Source organism: Nostoc sp. FACHB-888 (genome assembly GCF_014696655.1).
GTDB lineage: Bacteria > Cyanobacteriota > Cyanobacteriia > Cyanobacteriales > Nostocaceae > Nostoc.
Genome location: NZ_JACJQM010000016.1, coordinates 31,108 through 52,119 on the forward strand (window position 1 = coordinate 31,108; position 21,012 = coordinate 52,119).

The window sequence follows — 21,012 nt, forward strand, 5'->3', positions numbered from 1 at the left end:
AAATAAGTTTCACCGCCAAGTATGAAAATGTCTTTCTCTCCCTCTGCTCTTTAAAGTCAGAAGTTAGAAGTCAGAAGGTTTAAGAAATAAAACTCCATCATTTTTTGCGGTGCAAGGGGTGCAGAACCTATGCATCACAATCTCGTCTTAAAGTTGAATCTGAGTTTTTGCCACAAGTTCCACGAATACAGGCAGTTTAAACCTTTTTCCCCTGTGTTTCATGCCCTAAAGCGAGTAACCTTTAATCATTGCCAAAGGTTGCCAATAACTTCTGTTAGGCCTATGATAAAACTAAATAAAATTGAGATTTATAAAACTAATTTATTGTATTAAAAATTAATATATTTTTATCTAAAGCTTGATAAAGGCTCCAAACTAAATTCCCCAGAGGGCGTGTGCAAAAGTATTATGTTCCTTACTTTTGGCTGAAGTGTTTGCACCCAATGGAAAAGTGTTTCTCTTAGGGTTTTAAAACTATTTAATAAGCAGAATGGGATGACGATTTTCGTCCATTTTCTAGTGGGAAGTATCCAATACGGTTCGGATAAGCAGGGGAGGGAAGAGAATTATTATTGAGCAATTTCTCTTCCCCTGCTTCTCTTCTCCCCCTGCTCAAGAACAGCTCGCCTCAACAGATAACTTTGTTAACCGAACCGTATTAGGGGAGTATCAGCCTGTGGTGGCTGATATCCCAGTGACTTATGTTAGTTCCTAGAGTTGATGTGTGGCGAGAAAAGCTTCGACTTCAGCAGCAGTCGGTTGGGAAGCGATCGCACCTGCTTTAATGGTAGTCAGCGCTCCAACAGCACTGGCATAAGTGACAATACGCTTTACTGTTTCTGCATCCCGCAAGCTGTGGATGCCGTGCTGACTCAATTGATGGATGAATCCTGCCAAAAAGCTATCTCCTGCACCAGTTGTATCAACTACTGGCATGGAAAAGGAAGGTAATTTGCCTTCATTCTCACCCAAACAGTAGGCACAACCGTTTTCTCCATCTGTTACTAGTACTCCTTCAATTGAAGCCAGACGGTAAGTGATGGCTCCAGGATCTGCGGTTTCAAATAGCCATTCAGCTTCTTCTTTGGAGAGTTTAAGAAAATCGACTCGCTTAAATAATTCTGGAATTTTTTGATGAGCGATATTTGGCTCGTCCCAAAATACAGGCCGCCAGTTGACATCCAGCATAATTTTCAGATCATAATGTTCTGCTAACTCTAGAGCGTAGTGAATTGCCTGTTCACTTTCAGGATAAGCCAATTCCAAAGTACCCAAAACCAGAAAATCTGCATCTTCAAACAGCGAATTTGGCAATTGTTTGGCTTGCAGGCGAGTATCGGCAAATTCTGCGGTGTCATACTGACCAAATCCGGCGAAGGTGCGATCGCCAGCCAGATCACGTGTAACATAAACTTGCCGCGTTGGTGCTGTAGGATGGCGTTGTACCCCTGTTGTCTCTACACCTACATCTTGCAATAGCTTAACCAGTTCATTTCCTGGTTCATCTTCACCAACGGCTCCGATAAATCCTGCTGGTGTCCCCAGCTTGACTAAAGCACAGGCTACGTTAGCTGGTGCTCCTCCTGGGTAGGGAGTCCAGGATTTGACTTCTTCCAGCTTTAGCCCTAATTGATCGGCTAAACAATCAAACAAAACTTCGCCGAGGCACAAAACACGGGGATTGCTCATTTCATTTTAGATTTTAGATTTCGATTTTGGATTAGAAATTTACAGTATAAAATCTACAACAATTTTTGCTAATCTGTCGCCAGTCCTTCATAGAATTAAATAGCAATTTTTACTACTCCATAACATCTATATGCTTCTGAATATCAACTAAATAATATAAGTGTTTACACTAAATGCGTCGCAATAGTTTAGTATATTAAAATACTCAAATCTCTTTGTGCTTTATATTTTTGCTAACTTTAAATCCAAAGAAAATATTGACAATTGGATTACTGCTAACACTTGAAACCCCTCCCAACAAAAGAATCTTCTAGAATTAGAAAGAGCGATTAAGTACATATACCAAGGGAGGATAGAAATAGTCATGGCTGGTGGCAAGTCTGAGACCCCCGTTAGTCTGTCAGACAGAGAACTGCAAATTATCGATTTAGTAGCTGCTGGCTTAACTAACCAAGAAATTGCAGGAAAACTGGAGATTAGCAAGCGTACAGTTGATAACCATATCAGTAACATTCTTACCAAAACCGAGACAGAAAATCGAGTAGCTCTTGTCCGCTGGGCGTTACAGTGGGGCAAAGTCTGTTTGAATGATGTCAATTGCTGTCTTCTGCCTAACCAGATCGAATAAATAATTTACTAGTAGCAAAGTAATTGCTCTGGTCTGGTATAATGGCAAGCTAACTTTGAGGTTTACTGATTGTTTCCTTCTTCACGCCTAAGTTTTCAGTGTGAACATTCTACCAAAAGTTCCGAGTCCTTCATTCAGCCGGAGTTTATGTTAGTGAAGCCAGCTGACCCTCGGACTCGGAAACTATAAAAGATCAGAATTTCTTATTAAGCAGAACAGATGTAGAAATGATGCAGGTTCTTTTTCCCCTTTTCTCCCTGCCCCCTGCCCCTTGTCCTCTTTCCCCATGCCCCATGCCCAAACTCAACAATCATCTACAAAAATTAGCAACAATTCAGTGGTGCAAGCGTTACATTTGAAAGAAATCTATGTTGCTCCATCGGCTTGGAGAGCAGTGTTCCAATGAATACTTCTGCTTCTTTTCAGGGTGGCTCGTCTCCCTTTGAATTTTTTAACTTTGATTTTACGACACCTGTATCTGAGAAAGTTACGGCCCCACAATACCGACCCTTAGACTTTCCACAACCCACACAAGATGCCGACTTACTTAGACAGCTATCGTTTATTCCAGGGTTGAAAGAAATTCTAATGATACGGCAGGTTCACGCTTTAGAACATGCTACTGTTTGGGTTCTTAGCGAATCAAAAAGTGCTTATCTTCCTAAAGGAAAACCTACTAACGTTCAACTAGATAATGAACTATTAGGCGGTTTGTCTACTGAGCTGGGATTTTACCTCTATGGTGAGGTGAATATTAGTGATTTGCGGCGTGCGGTCATACTTGCTCGACATCGCCTCACCAGTGGAGAATGGGATTTGGCTGTACATCCCCGTTGCGGCACAAATTTATCAGTAGCAATGCTCTTAACAGCTGGACTAGCTGTCGGTGTGCATTTGTTACTACCATTTCGACCAATCGAGCAACTTATCGGTTTGGGGTTAGCAGCAACGACAGCCGCCGAACTCGCACCTGATTTAGGTTCTATGGCACAGCGTTACCTAACAACTGCCATTCCTTTTAACCTAACAATTGAAAATATTACCTGTACACGCGACGTTTGGGGAAAGCAGGGACATTTTGTAAAGGTAAACTGGCGAGAATAAAAAGTGAAAAGTAAAGGAACCCATCATGCATTTTGAAACCAGTATCACCCTTAAGGAAGTGTTTCGTAACCAGCAGCGACCAGGCTTTTCCGAGCCGTTCCATAAAGTTGTGTTCAAGGTAGAATCTGATGGAATAGATTCCTTAGAGATTGGCCTATGGGTACATCCCTCTTGTCCAGAGAACGATCTCATCAAAGTTGGTCGTTCGTTTCTTGCTGGACGCCTCGCGGATATGACAACGGTTGCGTCGGAAACTGCATACACGCCATCTGAGGTTGATGCTCTCTGGCAAACGGTGAAGCCAGTCTAAATACTTTTTGTCTCCTCATTCCTAGTGTATTAAATGTAGGTTTGTAGAGCAAAGTAAAACTTAACAATCACTGGAATTTTATGTTTCATATTTCAAGCCAATCTACAAAATTTATTGCACTAATTTAGAGTAGACAAGCTACTACAAATTTAAGATTTACTTGATAAATCAGTTCTTAGAAAAGAGTGTAATGAGAAAGCTTTACTTTTTACTTCCCGGTACAGATGGCAAATTTGCGTGTGGTGGTCTTTGGGCTGAGTTAAAAGCACTTAATCTAGTTCAACAGTTCTGTAGTGCTGATGTTGTAACTTACCGTCAACGGGAAAAAGATAAGCTTTTTATTGATGATTTGCTAAAAGAGAATAGTTTAAGTGATGTAATTTTTGTCATCAGTTGGGGATTTGATGTAGCTCAACTTGTAGCTAAACTTAAGCAATACAATGTCGTTTACCATGCACATAGTGCAGGTTATCCATTTAGACTACCTGCGAGTATTCCGATCATCACTGTTAGCCGCTATACAATGGGATATTGGGGAGAAAAATCGCCCAATTCTCTCATTTATTATTTGCCCAATCAAATTTCTGATGAATTTCAAAATTTAGGTCAAGAACGGGATATTGATGTTTTAGTGCAGGCTCGGAAATCTTCTGAGTATTTAATTAAAGAATTAATTCCAGCGTTACAAAAACGTTGTAAAGTATTGGTTGTTGACTCTTATGTAGAAGATTTACCCGGATTATTCAACCGAGCTAAGGTTTACCTCTATGATTCGGCTGAGTACTGGGCACAACAGCGTGTTAGTGAAGGATTTGGTCTGCAACCAATGGAAGCCCTTGCTTGTGGTTGTCAAGTATTTTCTAGTGTCAACGGTGGACTAGCTGATTACTTAGATCCGGGGTTTAATTGTTATAAAATTGCTGGATATTCACAAGAATACGATGTCCAACGTATTCTGAAGGTCATTGATTCTTCAGGAGCTTTTAGTTTGTCTGAGGAGTTTTTGGCTGAATATCGAACTGAAAATATTATTAAACGTTTCCAAGTTATTCTGAATGAGTTAAATGAGTTTTTTGATCACAAAATTCAGCAGCCATCTAATATTAAAAGTTTGACTAAAATACGTGTGGCAAAATTACTCGCTCAAAGGATATACGGTAAGCTGAGGAAGAAATACTTTAAGTAATAGAAACGTAGACGCGTAGCAGCTTGCCACAGGCTATCGCAGAGGCGCTAAGAACACAGAGAGAAAAGAGGAAATGGGATGATTCGGCGGTTATTAGTTACTGGGGGTGCAGGGTTTATCGGGGCAAATTTTGTGCATCACTGGTGTCAGGTTTATCCGGATGACCGAGTGGTGGTATTGGATGCGCTTACGTACGCGGGAAATCGTCTGAATTTGGCGCTAGTTGAGGGAAGAGAGAATTTTCGTTTTGTGCAGGGGGATATTTGCGATCGCACCATCATAGACGAGTTATTATCAACCGAAAATATAGATACCATCGCCCATTTTGCTGCTGAATCTCATGTTGATCGTTCGATTCTTGGGCCAGCTGCTTTTGTTCAAACTAATGTCGTAGGAACTTTCACGCTGCTAGAAGGTTTTCGGAAACATTGGGAAGCAAAAGCACAGCCATCTGATTATCGTTTTCTACACGTTTCTACTGATGAAGTCTACGGTAGTTTGGGCCCAGATGATGCAGGTTTTTGTGAAACTACACCTTACGCTCCCAATAGTCCCTATTCAGCTTCAAAAGCTGGTAGCGATCACTTAGTGCGTGCTTATTACCATACTTATAAACTCCCGACAATTATCACGAATTGTTCTAATAATTACGGCCCTTATCAGTTCCCCGAAAAGCTAATTCCTCTGATGTGCATCAACACTTTGATAGGTAAACCATTACCTGTTTATGGTGATGGTAAAAATGTGCGCGATTGGCTTTATGTGGGCGATCATTGTGGTGCTTTAGATGTGGTAATTAATCACGGCCAACCAGGGGAAACATACAATATTGGTGGAAACAATGAGGTGGAAAATCTCAACCTGGTGCAACTTTTGTGTCAGATGATGGATGAATTAGCACCTGATTTACCAGTGCATCCGGCAAAGCATTTGATTACTTTTGTCAAGGATAGACCTGGACATGATCGGAGATATGCAATTAATGCGAACAAGATTAAAACTCAGCTTGGTTGGACACCTTCAGTAACAATTGCTGAGGGTTTACGTTTAACTGTTGAATGGTATCTCAATCATCGTGATTGGTGGGAACCTTTACTGTCTGCGGAATATCAAGCTTATTATCGTAAAAATTATCTTTAACCCATATTCTGCAATAATGTCACAATCGATAATTTCTGTTGTGATTCACTCTGTCACTGGAGGCATAATTTTTTGCGGCGTAAGACAATATCCCAGCGCCTTCATAATGGAATTGACGTTTTCAAGGCGCGGGTTGCCATTGCTGGATAAGGCTTTTTGTAATCCTCGGCGTGTCATGCCTGCTTGCTCGGCTATCTCACTAATTCCGCGTACACAAGCAACGACGCGCAAGGATGCCAATAATGCGCCGGAATCGTTGTCTTCTGCATATTCCTGAAATATCTCGGTCAAATAATCGTCGATTTCTTCCGGGTGGTTGCGGAAGTACTCTTCTTCAAATTCATAGAGTGTTCTAAATTTCCTCACTGCTTAGATACTCCTTCCAGTAAGCTTTTGCGTCCTCAATGTCCTCAACCTATGTGCTTTTGTCGCCTCCACACAGTACGACAACAATATTTTCAGCATCTTTGCCAAAATAGACGCGATAACCGGAACCAAAGAACATTCGCAACTCGCTCAAACCATCTCCTCTCGGCGCTACATCAATTGCCTTGTTCAAGTCGGCGTAGGCGTTGCAAAATGCGTCATTTTCCTTGTTGGTCACGTAAATTATTCATCCACTGTGCAAACGGCTTGTAGCCGTCTTGATTGGCATAGATGATAATCCGTTTTGGTTGTGCTGTTATTTATAACATATGCGAATTATTATTCGCACCAATCTTTTAAGAAAACTCAAAATTGAAATCTTCAACTGGTTTTAGTCAATTATCTGGCTCCCACAGTTTCTCTAGATAATGACTATCCTTAAATAGTAAGGGAATCAGATTATCGTAAACTGCTAGCAGGTGTAAGATGCTGCAACCAGAAGAGATATTACAAGATCGTTATCAAATCCAACGCCAACTCGGCAATAATGGAATTCGTCAAACTTGGCTAGCTAAGGATTTACAAGCCTCTAGTGGCGAAAATTCGACCGTTGTGGTCAAACTTTTGGCCTTTGGCGGTACTGTACAGTGGGATGACTTGAAACTTTTTGAGAGGGAAGCACAAATTCTCAAACAGCTAAATCATCCCCGCATCCCTCAATATATAGATTATTTTTGTATCGACGATCGCACCCTCTGGTTTGCCTTAATACAAGAATATATCCCTGGTGAGTCGCTTAAGGAAAAACTTGCTGATGGCAAAAGGTTTACTGAAAAGCGAACTAGAAAAATTGCTATTGAGGTTTTAAATATTCTCACGTATCTACATGATTTAAATCCAGGGGTCTTGCATAGAGATATTAAACCGAGTAATTTAATCTGGGGCGAAGATAATCGGATTTATTTAGTTGATTTCGGTGCAGTTCAGGACAAAGCGGCAAGAGAGGGCGTTACTTTTACTGTTGTTGGTACTTATGGTTATGCCCCAATGGAACAATTTGGTGGTCGAGCGGTTCCAGCTTCAGACCTCTATGCACTGGGTGCGACTTTAATTCATTTGCTAACTGGAACTTCGCCCTCTGATTTACCCCAGCAGGATTTGCGGCTGCAATTTACCGACCGAGTTAATCTCAGTCCCAGTTTTGTCAGTTGGCTACAAAAGTTGATAGAACCTGCTCCAGAACAACGATTTACTAATGCTCGCCAAGCGCTGAATGCTCTCAAATCTGGTCTGGCTGTCAAATCTGCAAACAAGAATCAACTTTTGCCGCTAAAAGAAATAATCAACAATTCTGGATGTGGGATAAATAATTACAATGAAACAGTCCCAGAGGAAATTCTTGGTTGGAATTGGGGCGCATTCCTAATGCCTTGGTTGTGGATGTGGCCAAATCAAGTGTGGTATGGGCTATTCTGTTTTATACCCCACGGTTGGTGGTTAATGGCGATCGCTCTTGGTGCTAAGGGCAATGAATGGGCTTGGAAAAGTAGACCGTGGCGCAGTATTGAACAATTCAAAGCGCACCAGAGAGGCTGGGCGATCGCTGGGATTTTACTTGGAGCGCCTATTAGTCTTATGCTGTGGCTTCGAGCGATCGCTGTACTAAAATCTGTATTTTAAGTAGAAGCGCACAGATGTGCGCCCCTACTCTATTTTTAACTACTAACTTGGGATTCAACTACACCGACGGGACAAGATACGTTTGTCCCTCCTAAACCACAATACCCATTAGGATTTTTAGCCAAGTATTGCTGATGGTAAGCTTCGGCATAATAAAATTCCGGCGCATCCAAGATTTCTGTAGTAATCTTGCCATAACCTGCACCGTTGAGGGCTTGCTGATAAGCTTCCCGTGATGCTTCTGCTTGCTGCTTTTGACTTTCAGAATATACATAAATTCCCGAACGATACTGAGTGCCAGCATCATTACCTTGGCGCATCCCTTGGGTGGGATTGTGGCTTTCCCAGAAGACTTTGAGCAGTTCGGAATAACTAATTACTTTGGGATCAAACACAACCAACACCACTTCATTGTGACCAGTTCGCCCACTACATACCTCTTCATAGGTTGGGTTAGGTGTGAATCCAGCAGCGTAACCTACTGCGGTGGTGTAAACTCCTTTAAGTTGCCAGAATTTGCGTTCTGCACCCCAAAAACAGCCCAAGCCAAAGATTGCCTTCTCTAATCCATCGGGGTAAGGAGCTTTTAAAGGATTCTTGTTGACATAATGAGCCGCAGGTACTGAGATAGATTGTGCCCTTCCTGACAAAGCTTCTTCAGGCGTGGGCATAACTGACTTTTTGCCAAATCCGAATAGTCCCATTGATTTTGATGATATATATCTTTACCTTATTTACTATTCTAAAGATTCTGGCGATCGCTTGGGGTTTTCTCAGAGTTCTAAGTACAGATTTTTACTTCAATGCACTTTGTTAACCTTATGGCGCTAGTCAATGTTATTTATCAATGTTATGAATACTTTTTAGGGGTAAATTGGCGTTAGAAGATACTCATGGATAAAATACCAAAAATTGATCGTCAAAGGGAGCATCAAGCAAACGAACGTACTTTTCTTGCTTGGCTACGCACTTCTATTGCATTGATTAGCTTTGGTTTTGCGATCGCGCGATTTGGTATATTTCTGCGCCAGTTGAATATTGCTATTACTCAACAGGAACCTCCGGTAAATCCATTATCCACTTCGGAAAATTTGGGTTTGGCTTTGGTAATTTTTGGAATTTTGACTGTTGCGTTAGCTGCGTGGCGATACAATCAAGTTTTCTGGCAAATTGAACAAGCAGATTATAAACCAAATAGGTTAATGGTTTGGATAATGACCGGAGTCGTAATTATTTTGGGACTTTTCAGTATTCCTTTGCTCTTAAGGCGTGATCAAGTCCCTGCTCGTTTTCCTGTTCCAATTCAACCACATTCCCGAAATTTGCAAAGATCAACCCCAAACCTCAATGTTAAAAAAGGGACAATTACTACTCAATACAAACAAATATTTTACAACAATATCCCCGACTTTTTAAAAAAGTTGGGGATCTGAGCTTTACTTAGCAGTAGCCTCAGAAATAACCGTTACACAAGCATTCACTAAGGGTAACAGCGGCCCTAGTTGTTCTTGTCCATTTACGGCTAAATCGCTGTGACACAAATAAACTCTCTCTGATACACGAGACAGTAAATCTGTCAAAATTCTTCGCAGTCTTTGTTCTTCTGCCAATTTTTCATCTTCTGCTGTCCAAGGTTCGCCTAATCTGTCTCGCAGGAAAAACGGCGCACCAAACAAAGTTGCTGCACCACCTTTAGCCCACAGGGGTGAACCAGCATCCAGCCAAAAATGCCAACGGTGCGATCGCCTACTAGATCGGTATTGAAATATAGTTGCTAAGGTAACGGCCTTCCTTGCTCCACCTATGGGACGCACGGGGTAAGGGTTGGCGGTAATCGTACCACGTCGCAGTAATTGAATGAATTCGATAATAGTTGTGTGAGGCGTTGTCTCAACTGGGGCAATTTGTCGTAATCTGGTGTCAATTTCCCAGTAGTGTTGGGCGGTTTCTAATAATTCGCGCAATGCTGCTAGTTGTTCATAGGGGAGATTGCTACCATTCCACAAAAAGCGTTGAATTGCTCTGTCTAAGAGGGAAATGGGGCTGGGAATTAAACGCAGTTCTTGTTGCGATCGCTGCTGTTCTAACCACTGTAATATCTCATTATAGGCTGTAGTAGCCGCATAGCCGATTCTATCCCAACGCTCGAAGGCTGACACTGGCAACAAGTTGGGGTGGTCGGGATGTGGTACAAAGCAGTAATCTGCAATCAAACCAGCACGTACCGGGTCAATATCGGTGGTAAGTGAGGAGTTAGGAGTTAGAAGTGAGGAGCTTTCTGGTGCTTGCTGTTTCCTGCTCAATACAACTAGCATTTCTGCCACGGCATCCCGGTCTACGAGGCGCCCTAAGCCGGGATAAACTAGTGCCAACATGGTGAGTAATGCGCGAATGACGGGTGAGCTAATTAGGGGACGTTGGTCATTGAGCGATTGGACTTGGATATTTTGCTTGATGAGGATTTCTACTAGAGTATAACGAGCGATCGCATCTAAACCCGGTGCAATAATCGCCACTTCTTGTGCTTCTACTTGCTGTGATTGGATGGCATTAGCAATTACCTCGGCTGTTTGTCGCAATAGTTGGGCGCGGGAGGTGGTTTGAATTGAATGCACAATCTCAGGTAAGCTAAACAGCACCATTGGCTCTGTGACTAATTCCACCATCTGTTTAGCTTGCTCACCAAGAGACTCTGGAGGCGGCCCAGTCAAGATTTCTACTCGACAGCGTTCTGCTAGCCCTTCTAGGTAGTTCGGGTCTGCTCCTAACCCTAATCGCACTGCACCATCGGGATTGTAGCTAAACGCCCCGACTGCACCTTGATCTAATAGCAACTCAAACAAAAGACGCGCTACGCTAGGATAATCATCTACATCATCTGCTAATACCGCCTGATAGCGTTTAACTAGATGCTGTTGGTAATTGCGATCGCTTAACAAATATTGACTATAGAGTTCGGTAATAATGCCATAAGTTAGTAACCCCCTTTCTAAACACCAGTTACGCCAATCTAGCAGCAAAGATGCCAAAAATTCCGGCTCTAAAGTTGTAGTATTCTCCCCCAGACCCCTTGTCAAAATCTGGGCAATATCTTCGCAATGTACACCACTATAAGCAGCTAGTTGCAACAAGTCTAGAATGCGACGCACCAAGCGAGACTCATTCACTCCCGCAATCCTTAAAATTTCTTCGTCTAATTGGGGACGCCAGAGTTTAGTTGCTAACTCCTGCTCTGTTTCTGGCCGCAATCTTACCGGAAACTGTGCTTTTAAATTCAACGAGTTAATTAGCAACGGCCAAAATAAAATAACTTCATCTTGGAAAAAACCTAACGGTGTCTTGGCACGCACCGGATATTTCCCTAATGTTGATGTAACAATTATATCTCCCAATTCTCTACGATTATCATCATTGGCAGCTAAGACTAAAACTCCTGGCTCTGTTTGTTTAAGATATAAAAATTCGGGTATATGAACGCCTTTTTTACGTTCTTGCTTTTTAGTATAAAATGATTCACTGTAATGTTTGTCAGGTTGTACCCAACTACAAAATTGCTCTACCAAGCGAGTCGTCTTACCACTGCGGCTATTGCCAACAATCCAAACCGAATGAGAAATCACAAACTTTCTCCTTGTAGATTTGTTAATATACCTCGTGCGTTAACTTAAGGTTAAGAATCACCAAACAATGCTGGATGATTGTCTCCAATGAAAAACTCTGTTTTTAGCCAAAAAATCTATTCTTTTCTACTTGATACTTACCGATGGTACTTACAGACTCCTGAACGTTCTTTACATCAAGCTTACGATGCAGCATTAAAGATTAAGGAAATAGAAAATAAGCATTTCAATGGTAATAAAATAGACATTGACTCAGCCATGTACAGCAACAGCGTAATGGATTATTTTGAGTCAGACCTAAATAAGTTATTAAAGACTGCCAAAATGCGGCTAACAGAGTTTAGAGCAAGCCGTTGGTTTTTAAATGAAGAGAATCAAAAAGCTGCTCAGAAAGCAGGTATCGAGCATGCCAGCCCTTCTTTGGTTTTGGAAAAGCTAAACTTTATCGATCAAGTTATATCCAAATACACAACAACTTCTGCTCAAATAAGTTCTAAAACTTTAGTAGTCAAACCTCCAAATCTACCAGCTAATGTGATATCTGATGACAATTCGTTGCTCGTCAATACTCCAACAGTACCGCCCAAAATACCAACTCTAGACTCGGGTAAGAAACCAAAATCAAAGCTTAAAGCCGATACAATGGGCGTTTTACCCCGCTCTATTTTAAGTACTATTACTCGCCTGCAAGTTGAATTAGACCCTAATTCTGAACAAGAGGTAATTCATAATTTTCGTCAAGCTCAAAGAAGAACAATTATATCTATCAGGTTTATTTTACTATTAGTTATCGTACCACTTCTAACGCATCAAATAGCAAAAGCTTTCGTAGTAGGGCCACTTGTTGAGGAGTTTAGAGACAATGAGCAAATACAGATATTCCTCAATCCCGAAATGGAAGAAGAAGCTCTTGTAGAATTACATAGATTTGAAGAAAAGCTCAAGTTTGAAAATCTCATTAGAAATGCCCCCCCGTTGCTACCTGATCAGATTGAAGTTGAACTGAAAAAGAGGGCTATTGGGCTTGCTGAAGAATTTCGCCACGAAAGCTCTAATGCTATCAAAAATGTTTTTGCAGATATGTTCTCGGTGGTTGCTTTTATCTGGCTTTTAGTCGTCAGTAAATCTTCTATTGCTGTGATCAAAGATTTCTTTGATCATATTGTCTATGGACTTAGTGATAGTGCCAAAGCATTTATCATTATTTTGTTTACTGATATATTTGTAGGTTTTCACTCTCCTCATGGCTGGGAAGTACTCCTAGAAGGTGTATCGCGTCATTGGGGATTACCAGCAAATCGGGATTTTATCTTCTTATTTATTGCTACATTTCCAGTGATTTTAGATACAATTTTTAAATACTGGATATTCCGGTATTTAAACAGAATATCGCCTTCAGCAGTTGCTACTTATCGTAATATGAATGAATAGGGATTGTGCATGGGGCCTTGAAAATTGCGGAAACATCTTGGTGGTGTAAAACAAGTAAATTATTTTTGGTTTTTGATTTTTGAATTTGAGCGAAGTAGATAATCTCAAAAGTTTTGGATTTTGATGAAAGAGGTACTTGCTGAGTTAAAAAAGTTTAATAAAGTTATTGCTATCAGCTTACCTATAGTTTTGTCGGTTTTGCTGGTACGAATGCAATCTTTAGCGTATCAGGAACTTAGCCCGCCAGAATGCCGCGTGAAAAAGTGGGATATACCAATATCATTGATTGATGAAAATCAAAAAGTACCATTAATTCAGAGGCTACCAGTTACTTGTTGTCAAAGTGATACGTCTTGTTTGGATGAGGTTATCTATGGAGAAATACCAGACAAAAAGGCACTGGTGAGTGCGATCGCTCAGAGTCTCCAATACCTGCAAACGGCTAATGCTGGAGCTGCTTATCAAAATTATCAGGTGGCTGGGATTACGCGCGATCGCGTCTTTAAAAGCTTGAAAAGATTCCGCGAACTCCTATTAACAACTAATTCTGCAACAGAATTACACCAAGCCATTGAGCGGGAATTTGTTCTTTACCAGTCAGTTGGTAAAGACACTAAAGGTTCCGTTTTATTCACCGCCTATTATGAACCCCTTTACGCAGCCAGTCGCGTCCCCACAGCAGAATATCGTTATCCTGTTTATCGATTACCTCCTGATTTAAACTCTTGGAGTAAGCCTCATCCTACCCGCGAAGAGTTAGAAGGAGCAGATGGTTTACAAGGCGCAAAAGGGAAGTTGCAAGGATTAGAGTTGTTTTGGTTTCGCGATCGCCTTGAACCATATCTAGCTCAAATTCAAGGTTCAGCCCGACTTCAGCTTCCCGATGGTACTCAGACAACAATCGGTTATGCGGGTAATATCGCTTATAACTACAAAAGTATTGGGCGAGAATTAGCGAATGATGGCAAATTACCATTAGAAGGTATGACTATGCCGATTATTCTCGACTATTTCCAAAAATATCCCCAAGAATTAAATATTTATGTTCCGCGCGATCGCAGTTTTGTTTTTTTTCAAGAAAATCACGGGAAACCAGCGCAAGGTTCTATCAACGTACCACTAACAGCAGAGCGTTCTATCGCTACAGATAAATCTCTCATGCCTCCTGGTGCTTTAGCGTTGATTCGCGCTTCTATTCCCTTTACTAATCTTACCGGAAAGATGGAGGAGCGCATCGTTAGCCGCTATGTTCTTGACCAAGATGCCGGAGGCGCAATTAAAGGTGCAGGTAGGGTAGATTATTTTTTAGGTACTGGTAAAATAGCAGGCGATCGCGCTGGTGTCACAGTTAGCAATGGACAATTATTTTATCTATTACTCAAGTCCAATAATTAAACAAACTTGCATTTTAATACTAAGAATCCCAACTTCTTTAAAAAGTCGGCATTCTTAGCCTTTCAGCGTAAATAAATTACACATTCCAAATCAATGAAACGTTTGGAGTAAGTAACTACAAATTACGAATTACGTTAGCGTAGCGGGGCGTAGCCCATTACGAATTACGCTACTAGGCTTCTATATCAATATCACCATCATCATCGTCATGATCATAAGGGATATCGTCAAGGTCTATCATTTCTGAAATTTCTTCTACTTCATTTAAATACTCAGATTCTTGATGTTCCCGCTCTATTAGACGACCAGTTGACTTTAACCATTCCAAGAGAATAAATTCATTACTTGTACGAATTACAGGCGCTCGTTGGTTACGAGGTTCTTCACGCAAAGGACTTGTAGGCATAAAAAAAACTCACTTTGAATTATGGATCACTATGCAAAAACAGGAAAATTGTCCACTAGGGTTAAAAGTCTTGTGTAACAAGCCTTTTCTCAATAGATAAAATATGAACCATTGAGTTTTTTATTCTCTTGTCCGTCTAGTTACTTACCATTAAAATGTCTTTACGTCAGTCCTAAAAAATAAATCTTCAAGCGGACGGCATCTCACAAGGCATTTGGCAGCTTGGCGAGAGTTTCATACATATTAGAGGGTAATGCAGACAATCTGTTCGCTACAGCGACTGCATCAGCTAAGTTGCTAAATTGACACCGGACAATTTCTTGTCCATTTCCTGACGGGAATCGCTTCCTAGCTTTATTAGATACTGCACAAATAATCGCTAAAGCTTTGGCGAACCCATCTTTTGTCAATATTGTTTCTTTAGCGAACCCTTCAACAGGGATAAGACAGACCTCAAATCGATAGCCTGGTCTGGGAGAAACAGCTATATCGATATAGGGTTTATCTTCTTTCCTGATTTTGCGTAAATATTGGGCAGTCAAATTAGTATCGTGCAAATCAGTCCCAAGGGCATAAGTAAAAAAGCAATCTTCTGTGAGTGACTCAGGACGCGTAATTATCTCCGTTGGCATAAGTTCAAGTACTAACTGTATATTATCTGGGCTTGTGACACACTAAACTTGTCCGTTCTTATAGCACATTTTTGGGCAGTCACATGTATGAGTTTTACAGGAAATATTCCAATAAAGTTGTGCTAACTCAAAATTTCCGTTTTCGCAATCAATTTTGAAGACTCTCATCTCTAAAGGCATAAATTGGCAATAGCAACTGACATAAAACACCTCTAGAATCAAAGGGTGTAGAGATTTAGATTCGGAGAAGCGTCTATATATAGTCAGTTACATGACCGAAAATATTTCTCAACCATACTAATTATAACATACTTGACGAGTGAAACTTTTTTAACTATTCTGACCTATGATATTACGGGTATTAGCGTCGAGCCTAGAGAGGTAGAGGCTGGTACTAAAATTGCGATCGCTGTCAAACACCGCGCCGATAATTATATTGATATACCGCCGTTAATATTTTTCATTGCTGTCTGAGGAGTCAACGCTCTTAATTCTGTTGATAACAAAGCTCTCTATTTGAATGAGATAAATTTATAAAATACTTGACGATAGACTGCTGAAGATACCCTATTTTTGCTAGATATTCAGGGGAATAATATTCCTGGATTTAGATATGTTTTAAAAGTAAGTGGTTTTTGTGGCGTTTTTATTATCTCATCAGGGGGAAACTAAAAAATTTCGCCTATATATGTTTGTTCTTAATTAAGCTTTTTTTAGAGGTTTTAATAAGTATTTAGCAGAGTGTATACACTTTACAAACATTTCTAATATTTCGAGCTTAATCCAAGCTTATTGAGGCTGGATGGGTTGGATGCCTTTAATTTGACAAGGGGCTAATTTAATTGCCTAGTGCGATCGCACTGCTTGCGGGGAGGCGGTTGGAGGTGGGGTTCTTCTACCTAACAAGGGTCGAGAACCCCTATACCATAGATAGTAATAATTCTATTCAGGATAAACCCCTCTTAATTTCTATCTGGAGGGGATTTTATTCCTTAAATGACCTCGTTGCGTTAACAAAACTCTTCCTGGGCAATGGATTCAGATTTTACTCTGGTCATATCAATTAAAGAGCCGTATGCTACCAAGCATTGTCTAGCATTTATACTGGATTACTCAAACTGATAATTGATAGTATGGAGATATAGTACTCATATTGGGTTTTTGAAAAAACCCCGTACAACTCGAAAAGGCTGATTTCCTACTGCGTACTCCCCACTTGCTGCCTATCGCGCTTCTCTGCGAGACGCTTCTCTTTGCACAGAGGCTTCTCTTTCAGAGACGCTAACGCCAACGCGAACGCGCACCACGCAAATAAGTATGGCTACGCAGCGCTGCGCGAACAGAAATCAAAGCAGATTCCTATAGTATGGAAAAACTTAAGGAAGAATGTAGCAGTTCTGGTTAAAAAGCTCGAAACCTAGTTTCTATAACCATAAATACCTAATTAAAGAAATATTAATGTTTTGTTAACTTAAATTAATACAAATTTATGTATAGTATAGAACTTTGCTAAACTTCATAATTTGAGGAAAAATAAATGTTAAATCATGTAAGATCGGAATGCTTGTAAAATTGGAAACAACTAACGCCCACAGTACACCATAGGAAAATTAGAAAATGTCTAGGCAAAGTTCTCACGAGAGAAACTTTTTCAAAGCTTTAATTGGTAACGCTATCAAAGGATCTCATAAGTTAAGACTGGGACTCAAATCTAGCTTGATTATTCTGATTGAATCTGTACCTTTTTTGATTGCTTGTGCTGTACTTGTAAGCGTTATCAGCCTAAAAAGTCCTATCCTGCTTTTTTGTTTACTAGTTGGTAGTTTAATTGCAGTCATCATCCAAGAAATTGGGCAGCAATTGAATTTACCAAAGCGATCGCTAATAATATTACAAATTTTAGCCGCAGCCGTAATTCTGAGTTTATATTGGTTAGACTGGTTTGCAGCCCCCGCACAAGCACAGTTTTTTGGGGAAGCTGAAAGGTTTTTCAAAAGAAACTTAGGTGGTGGAACAGGAGTTGGTGGTGGTAGTGAGGCAGCAATAAGTTTGATATTTAATGTGTTGCGGGCCATTTACTTACTCTATATTGCAATCTCTTTGGTTGGTGTGATTAACGCAGTCCGTAAAGATGAAGATTGGCAAAGCATTGCCAGAACTCCCCTATTAGTCGTTGTTGCTGTTACCATTGCTGATGTACTCACACGCTTTGTAATTGGCCCACAACAGCAGTAAATAATTCAAATATTTCATATTTCATCAAATGTCTCAAGAGCGGGAACAAGAATTTCGTCCAGTCAATCAGGTTCTGGGAAGCCAACCGTCATTAGGGCCAATTCCTGCCGATCAAATTCTTCCTTGGACGGTAATTGCCTTAGCCTCTTACTTTATTATCAATGGAATTTTTGGTGGAATTTTCCAAGAAGAGTTTCAAAAATGGTTGTGGACAATACTAATGACTGGTTGGGGAATAGGAACTTGGTGGATTTTAACTGGTGGTAGGAGTTGGAGTTTTTTAAGTAAATTTATTGGCGTTCCCGCTTGGACAAGAGGCTTTGCTCGTTATCAAAGCTTATTGGAAGTTAACCATGAAGCAAAAAATCGGAAAACAAAGCGTCGGCGTCGCCGGAAATGAAAGTAGATTAACACCATTTGAAGATGCCTTACACTTGGCGACAATGCTACGTGTAGCATTGAATGGGCGTGATATTGGTGCTTACCTTTTGACAAAAGGCAATCAAAGAGATCGGTTTTGCTTTGTTTTTGGTTTTGACTGTAAGGGAATTCATACCACTTTAAGACCCGAACAAATCGATACACTTTTTAATAACATTGAAGCCGGATTAAAAGATATCCCTAGCGGTGAAAGAATGACACTGCATTTGGGATCTTTTAGTTCTGATAAAGAACGTCAAAAAGAATTAGTATCGCTAATAAGAAATGCGCCATCACGAGATATTAAATATTTGTTGATGGCAGAGAGAGCCAGAATCAAAGAATTGACTATTTCTGGTATTCGTAAGCCTAAATTTTTGCGTATTTATGTAACTTACACCGTTGAATCCAACTCGGCAAATGCAGATGATTGGATAGAGAAACTTTTAGTTAAAGCCGAATCTTGGTGGTTGAAATTTAAAGGTGAACTCTCAGAAGTAGAAAACCAGCGCATTGAAACCCTGATAACAAATGCTTATAAACAGGGTTTTCTGCGCTGGGAACAAATTTTATCTAACCAAATGGGATTGGATGTCAAGCCTTTGAAAGCAGATGAACTCTGGGAGGGCATCTGGAAAAGGTTTAATGATACGCAGCCAATAGAAATTCCCCAGTTGATGACTTTAGATGAAGAAGGGCTACACGAACAAGTTAATTCAGATTTAGCTAGTACTAAATTGCTGATAGACAATATCCACGGCACAACTTTGCTGATGGAGTCTAGCGTACCTTGTGCCGATCGCCGCTGGGTTAATGTTAACAATCGTTATATCGGCGTACTATCATTTCTCGAAAAACCCGGAGGTTGGCCAAATAAATCTACTCAACTGCGATATTTATGGGAACTATTGGCCAGAGAAAGAGTAGTAGATACAGAAGTTTTTTGTGAGTTGACTGCGGCAAATCCAGCATTGGTGAAAACTACTTTGCAACGAGTGCTGAAGCAGTCAAACATGACGACAATCATGGCTCAAGAAAAAAGTAAAACTATTGATGTCAACGCTCAATTAAAGTTGAAGAAATCGGTAGCAGCACAAGAACAATTGTTTGAAGGTGCAGTCCCGATTTATACGAGTATCGCTATTTTGGTACATCGTCCAACTGTAGAAAAATTAGATGAGGCGACAAGATATATTGAAAACTGTTTTCAACGTCCAGCAAGGGTAATTAGGGAAACTGAGTATGCCTGGAAAACATGGCTGCAAACTCTACCAATAGTTTGGGAGGGTTTGTTGGCAACCCCCTTTAACCGTCGCCAGCTATATTTAACAAGTGAAGTTCCCGGATTAATGCCTTTAGTTTTAACTAAACGGGGTGATAAAGAAGGCTTTGAGTTGATTGCCGAAGAAGGCGGAACACCCGTACATTTAGATTTGTTTAATCAACACAAAAATTTAGCTTTATTTGCTACAACTCGTGCTGGTAAATCGGTTTTGGTATCTGGGATTCTAACTCAGGCTTTGGCGCATGGTATTCCGGTTGTGGCGTTAGATTTTCCTAAACCTGATGGGACATCTACCTTTACTGACTACACTGAGTTTATGGGGGTCAATGGAGCTTACTTTGATATCTCCAAACAATCGAATAACTTATTTGAACAGCCAGACTTACGATCGCTAGATCCAGAACAACAGCGCGATCGCTTTAACGATTATACTGCTTTCCTAGAATCAGCTTTAATGACAATGGTTTTAGGATCATCCACGGAAAGTCAAATTTTATCGCAAACCGTGCGATCGCTGCTCAACTTAGCATTAGAAGCCTTCTTTGCTGATGAGGGCATACAAGAGCGATATCGACAGGCGATGGCGGGAGGATTTGGCACTCTTGCTTGGCAAAAAACCCCTACCTTAAAAGATTTTCTGTATTTCTGTTCATCAGAACACTTGCAGCTAAGTACTTTAACTGGCAGAGTAGAAGACGCTCTCAGTCAAATTCAGCTGCGCTTACGATTTTGGCTTTCTAGCCGGGTGGGACAAGCCATTTCTGCACCATCTAGCTTTCCTACCGATGCACAACTTTTAGTTTTTGCTCTCAGAAATCTATCAGATAGTGAAGATGCAGCCGTACTATCTCTGAGTGCCTATTCAGCAGCATTACGACGCGCATTAAGTAGTCCAGCCTCGATATTCTTCATTGACGAAGCACCAATTCTATTTGAATTCGAGCAGATTTCTGACTTAGTTGGAAGAGTTTGTGCAAACGGTGCTAAGGCTGGTATCAGAGTCATCTTATCAGGGCAAGATCCTGATACTATTGCTAAATCTAAAGCTGCATCTAAGATTTTGCAAAACTTAACAACACGATTGATTGGACGCATTCAGCCGGTTGCAGTCGATAGTTTTGCAGATATCTTAAAATATCCCCGCCACATTATTTCTCGTAATGCTTCAGAAAGCTTTTTTCCCCGGAAAGAAGGCGTTTATAGCCAATGGCTGTTAGATGATAACGGTATTTATACATTCTGTCGTTATTATCCAGGTTACGAGCAATTAGCAGCAGTTGCTAATAACCCTGCTGAACAAACTGCACGCAGTAAGATGATGCAAGTTCATAGCGATAAATATGAAGCAATTTCTGCATTTGCACGTCAGTTAGTGGCTACACTACGTAGTAGTTAATCTGGTTGTGTAAGCAGTTAAGAGCGATTCCAAAAGTTATCAATCATAGTTAATTAAAAAACTAAATTACCTTTTTCAGGCACAAATGT

19 protein-coding genes and 1 pseudogene are annotated in these 21,012 nt (G+C 40.6%); 13 read left to right on the plus strand and 7 right to left on the minus strand.

Features of this window, described 5'->3' with window-relative positions:
• Nucleotides 1–711 precede the first annotated feature (711 nt).
• Complete coding sequence (locus H6G26_RS12575) at nucleotides 712–1,689, minus strand: carbohydrate kinase (protein ID WP_190729580.1); 978 nt, start codon at nucleotides 1,687–1,689, stop codon at nucleotides 712–714.
• A 364-nt stretch (nucleotides 1,690–2,053) separates the two neighbouring features.
• Between H6G26_RS12575 and H6G26_RS12580 the strand changes: the two genes are divergently transcribed.
• The 5 genes from H6G26_RS12580 (at nucleotide 2,054) to rfbB (ending at nucleotide 6,057) form a co-directional block, all read left to right on the plus strand.
• Nucleotides 2,054–2,317, plus strand: coding sequence for a helix-turn-helix transcriptional regulator (locus tag H6G26_RS12580; protein WP_012410583.1), 264 nt, complete (start codon nucleotides 2,054–2,056; stop codon nucleotides 2,315–2,317).
• A gap of 402 nt (nucleotides 2,318–2,719) precedes the next feature.
• On the plus strand, nucleotides 2,720–3,421 hold the full coding sequence (locus H6G26_RS12585) for a DUF6391 domain-containing protein (RefSeq protein WP_190729581.1): 702 nt from the start codon (nucleotides 2,720–2,722) through the stop codon (nucleotides 3,419–3,421).
• A gap of 109 nt (nucleotides 3,422–3,530) precedes the next feature.
• The gene (locus H6G26_RS12590) at nucleotides 3,531–3,731 is read left to right on the plus strand and encodes a hypothetical protein (protein ID WP_242053694.1); all 201 of its coding nucleotides are present in this window, start codon (nucleotides 3,531–3,533) and stop codon (nucleotides 3,729–3,731) included.
• Between the two features lie 190 nt (nucleotides 3,732–3,921).
• On the plus strand, nucleotides 3,922–4,917 hold the full coding sequence (locus H6G26_RS12595; protein ID WP_190729583.1) for a glycosyltransferase: 996 nt from the start codon (nucleotides 3,922–3,924) through the stop codon (nucleotides 4,915–4,917).
• Between the two features lie 78 nt (nucleotides 4,918–4,995).
• Nucleotides 4,996–6,057: a dTDP-glucose 4,6-dehydratase gene (rfbB, locus tag H6G26_RS12600; RefSeq protein ID WP_190729584.1), complete on the plus strand. Its 1,062-nt coding sequence runs from the start codon at nucleotides 4,996–4,998 to the stop codon at nucleotides 6,055–6,057.
• Between the two features lie 45 nt (nucleotides 6,058–6,102).
• Here the strand turns inward: rfbB and H6G26_RS12605 are convergent, their stop codons facing one another.
• Together H6G26_RS12605 and H6G26_RS12610 are read right to left on the minus strand one after the other, a co-directional pair.
• Nucleotides 6,103–6,423 carry an addiction module antidote protein gene (locus tag H6G26_RS12605; RefSeq protein ID WP_190729585.1) on the minus strand — a complete coding sequence of 107 codons (321 nt, stop codon included), beginning with the start codon at nucleotides 6,421–6,423 and terminating at the stop codon, nucleotides 6,103–6,105.
• A 49-nt stretch (nucleotides 6,424–6,472) separates the two neighbouring features.
• The gene (locus H6G26_RS12610; protein ID WP_242053695.1) at nucleotides 6,473–6,661 is read right to left on the minus strand and encodes a hypothetical protein; all 189 of its coding nucleotides are present in this window, start codon (nucleotides 6,659–6,661) and stop codon (nucleotides 6,473–6,475) included.
• 248 nt (nucleotides 6,662–6,909) lie between these two features.
• Here H6G26_RS12610 and H6G26_RS12615 point away from each other — a divergent pair, with 248 nt between their 5' ends.
• Nucleotides 6,910–8,103, plus strand: coding sequence for a serine/threonine-protein kinase (locus H6G26_RS12615; RefSeq protein WP_190729586.1), 1,194 nt, complete (start codon nucleotides 6,910–6,912; stop codon nucleotides 8,101–8,103).
• Nucleotides 8,104–8,138: 35 nt separating this feature from the next.
• On the opposite strand, the gene msrA is transcribed toward H6G26_RS12615, so the two are convergent.
• The gene (msrA, locus tag H6G26_RS12620) at nucleotides 8,139–8,807 is read right to left on the minus strand and encodes a peptide-methionine (S)-S-oxide reductase MsrA (RefSeq protein WP_190729587.1); all 669 of its coding nucleotides are present in this window, start codon (nucleotides 8,805–8,807) and stop codon (nucleotides 8,139–8,141) included.
• A 189-nt stretch (nucleotides 8,808–8,996) separates the two neighbouring features.
• Here msrA and H6G26_RS12625 point away from each other — a divergent pair.
• A pseudogene (locus tag H6G26_RS12625) lies at nucleotides 8,997–9,386 on the plus strand (DUF202 domain-containing protein); the annotation flags it as partial.
• A 153-nt stretch (nucleotides 9,387–9,539) separates the two neighbouring features.
• Here the strand turns inward: H6G26_RS12625 and H6G26_RS12630 are convergent.
• Nucleotides 9,540–11,723 (minus strand): recombinase family protein, encoded by a 2,184-nt coding sequence (locus tag H6G26_RS12630; RefSeq protein WP_190729589.1) that lies wholly within the window; start codon nucleotides 11,721–11,723, stop codon nucleotides 9,540–9,542.
• 78 nt (nucleotides 11,724–11,801) lie between these two features.
• Between H6G26_RS12630 and H6G26_RS12635 the strand changes: the two genes are divergently transcribed.
• Nucleotides 11,802–13,154 (plus strand): proton extrusion protein PcxA, encoded by a 1,353-nt coding sequence (locus H6G26_RS12635; RefSeq protein ID WP_190729590.1) that lies wholly within the window; start codon nucleotides 11,802–11,804, stop codon nucleotides 13,152–13,154.
• A 123-nt stretch (nucleotides 13,155–13,277) separates the two neighbouring features.
• Complete coding sequence (locus H6G26_RS12640; protein ID WP_190729591.1) at nucleotides 13,278–14,549, plus strand: MltA domain-containing protein; 1,272 nt, start codon at nucleotides 13,278–13,280, stop codon at nucleotides 14,547–14,549.
• A gap of 172 nt (nucleotides 14,550–14,721) precedes the next feature.
• On the opposite strand, the gene H6G26_RS12645 is transcribed toward H6G26_RS12640, so the two are convergent.
• Nucleotides 14,722–14,955, minus strand: coding sequence for a DUF3134 domain-containing protein (locus tag H6G26_RS12645; RefSeq protein WP_190729592.1), 234 nt, complete (start codon nucleotides 14,953–14,955; stop codon nucleotides 14,722–14,724).
• 203 nt (nucleotides 14,956–15,158) lie between these two features.
• A complete protein-coding gene (locus tag H6G26_RS12650; protein WP_190729593.1) occupies nucleotides 15,159–15,587 on the minus strand; it encodes a hypothetical protein in 429 nt (142 codons plus the stop codon).
• Between the two features lie 312 nt (nucleotides 15,588–15,899).
• Here H6G26_RS12650 and H6G26_RS12655 point away from each other — a divergent pair, with 312 nt between their 5' ends.
• The 4 genes from H6G26_RS12655 (at nucleotide 15,900) to H6G26_RS12670 (ending at nucleotide 20,923) form a co-directional block, all read left to right on the plus strand.
• Nucleotides 15,900–16,061, plus strand: a complete 162-nt coding sequence (locus tag H6G26_RS12655; protein WP_190729594.1) for a hypothetical protein — start codon at nucleotides 15,900–15,902, stop codon at nucleotides 16,059–16,061.
• A gap of 1,143 nt (nucleotides 16,062–17,204) precedes the next feature.
• On the plus strand, nucleotides 17,205–17,822 hold the full coding sequence (locus tag H6G26_RS12660; RefSeq protein WP_190729595.1) for a hypothetical protein: 618 nt from the start codon (nucleotides 17,205–17,207) through the stop codon (nucleotides 17,820–17,822).
• Nucleotides 17,823–17,850: 28 nt separating this feature from the next.
• Nucleotides 17,851–18,222 carry a hypothetical protein gene (locus H6G26_RS12665; protein ID WP_190729596.1) on the plus strand — a complete coding sequence of 124 codons (372 nt, stop codon included), beginning with the start codon at nucleotides 17,851–17,853 and terminating at the stop codon, nucleotides 18,220–18,222.
• Nucleotides 18,176–20,923 carry a hypothetical protein gene (locus H6G26_RS12670; RefSeq protein ID WP_190729597.1) on the plus strand — a complete coding sequence of 916 codons (2,748 nt, stop codon included), beginning with the start codon at nucleotides 18,176–18,178 and terminating at the stop codon, nucleotides 20,921–20,923. Before H6G26_RS12665 ends, H6G26_RS12670 begins: the two co-directional genes overlap by 47 nt.
• The last annotated feature ends 89 nt before the right edge of the window (nucleotides 20,924–21,012 follow it).

Excerpts from the sequence above, each read along its gene's own strand:
- H6G26_RS12660 (WP_190729595.1), top strand. The coding sequence starts at position 17,205 with ATGTCTAGGCAAAGTTCTCACGAGAGAAACTTTTTCAAAGCTTTAATT.
- H6G26_RS12665 (WP_190729596.1), top strand. The coding sequence starts at position 17,851 with ATGTCTCAAGAGCGGGAACAAGAATTTCGTCCAGTCAATCAGGTTCTG.
- H6G26_RS12670 (WP_190729597.1), top strand. The coding sequence starts at position 18,176 with ATGAAGCAAAAAATCGGAAAACAAAGCGTCGGCGTCGCCGGAAATGAA.
- H6G26_RS12645 (WP_190729592.1), bottom strand. The coding sequence starts at position 14,955 with ATGCCTACAAGTCCTTTGCGTGAAGAACCTCGTAACCAACGAGCGCCT.
- H6G26_RS12580 (WP_012410583.1), top strand. The coding sequence starts at position 2,054 with ATGGCTGGTGGCAAGTCTGAGACCCCCGTTAGTCTGTCAGACAGAGAA.
- H6G26_RS12575 (WP_190729580.1), bottom strand. The coding sequence starts at position 1,689 with ATGAGCAATCCCCGTGTTTTGTGCCTCGGCGAAGTTTTGTTTGATTGT.
- H6G26_RS12640 (WP_190729591.1), top strand. The coding sequence starts at position 13,278 with ATGAAAGAGGTACTTGCTGAGTTAAAAAAGTTTAATAAAGTTATTGCT.
- msrA (WP_190729587.1), bottom strand. The coding sequence starts at position 8,807 with ATGGGACTATTCGGATTTGGCAAAAAGTCAGTTATGCCCACGCCTGAA.
- H6G26_RS12585 (WP_190729581.1), top strand. The coding sequence starts at position 2,720 with ATGAATACTTCTGCTTCTTTTCAGGGTGGCTCGTCTCCCTTTGAATTT.
- H6G26_RS12595 (WP_190729583.1), top strand. The coding sequence starts at position 3,922 with ATGAGAAAGCTTTACTTTTTACTTCCCGGTACAGATGGCAAATTTGCG.
- rfbB (WP_190729584.1), top strand. The coding sequence starts at position 4,996 with ATGATTCGGCGGTTATTAGTTACTGGGGGTGCAGGGTTTATCGGGGCA.
- H6G26_RS12615 (WP_190729586.1), top strand. The coding sequence starts at position 6,910 with ATGCTGCAACCAGAAGAGATATTACAAGATCGTTATCAAATCCAACGC.
- H6G26_RS12650 (WP_190729593.1), bottom strand. The coding sequence starts at position 15,587 with ATGCCAACGGAGATAATTACGCGTCCTGAGTCACTCACAGAAGATTGC.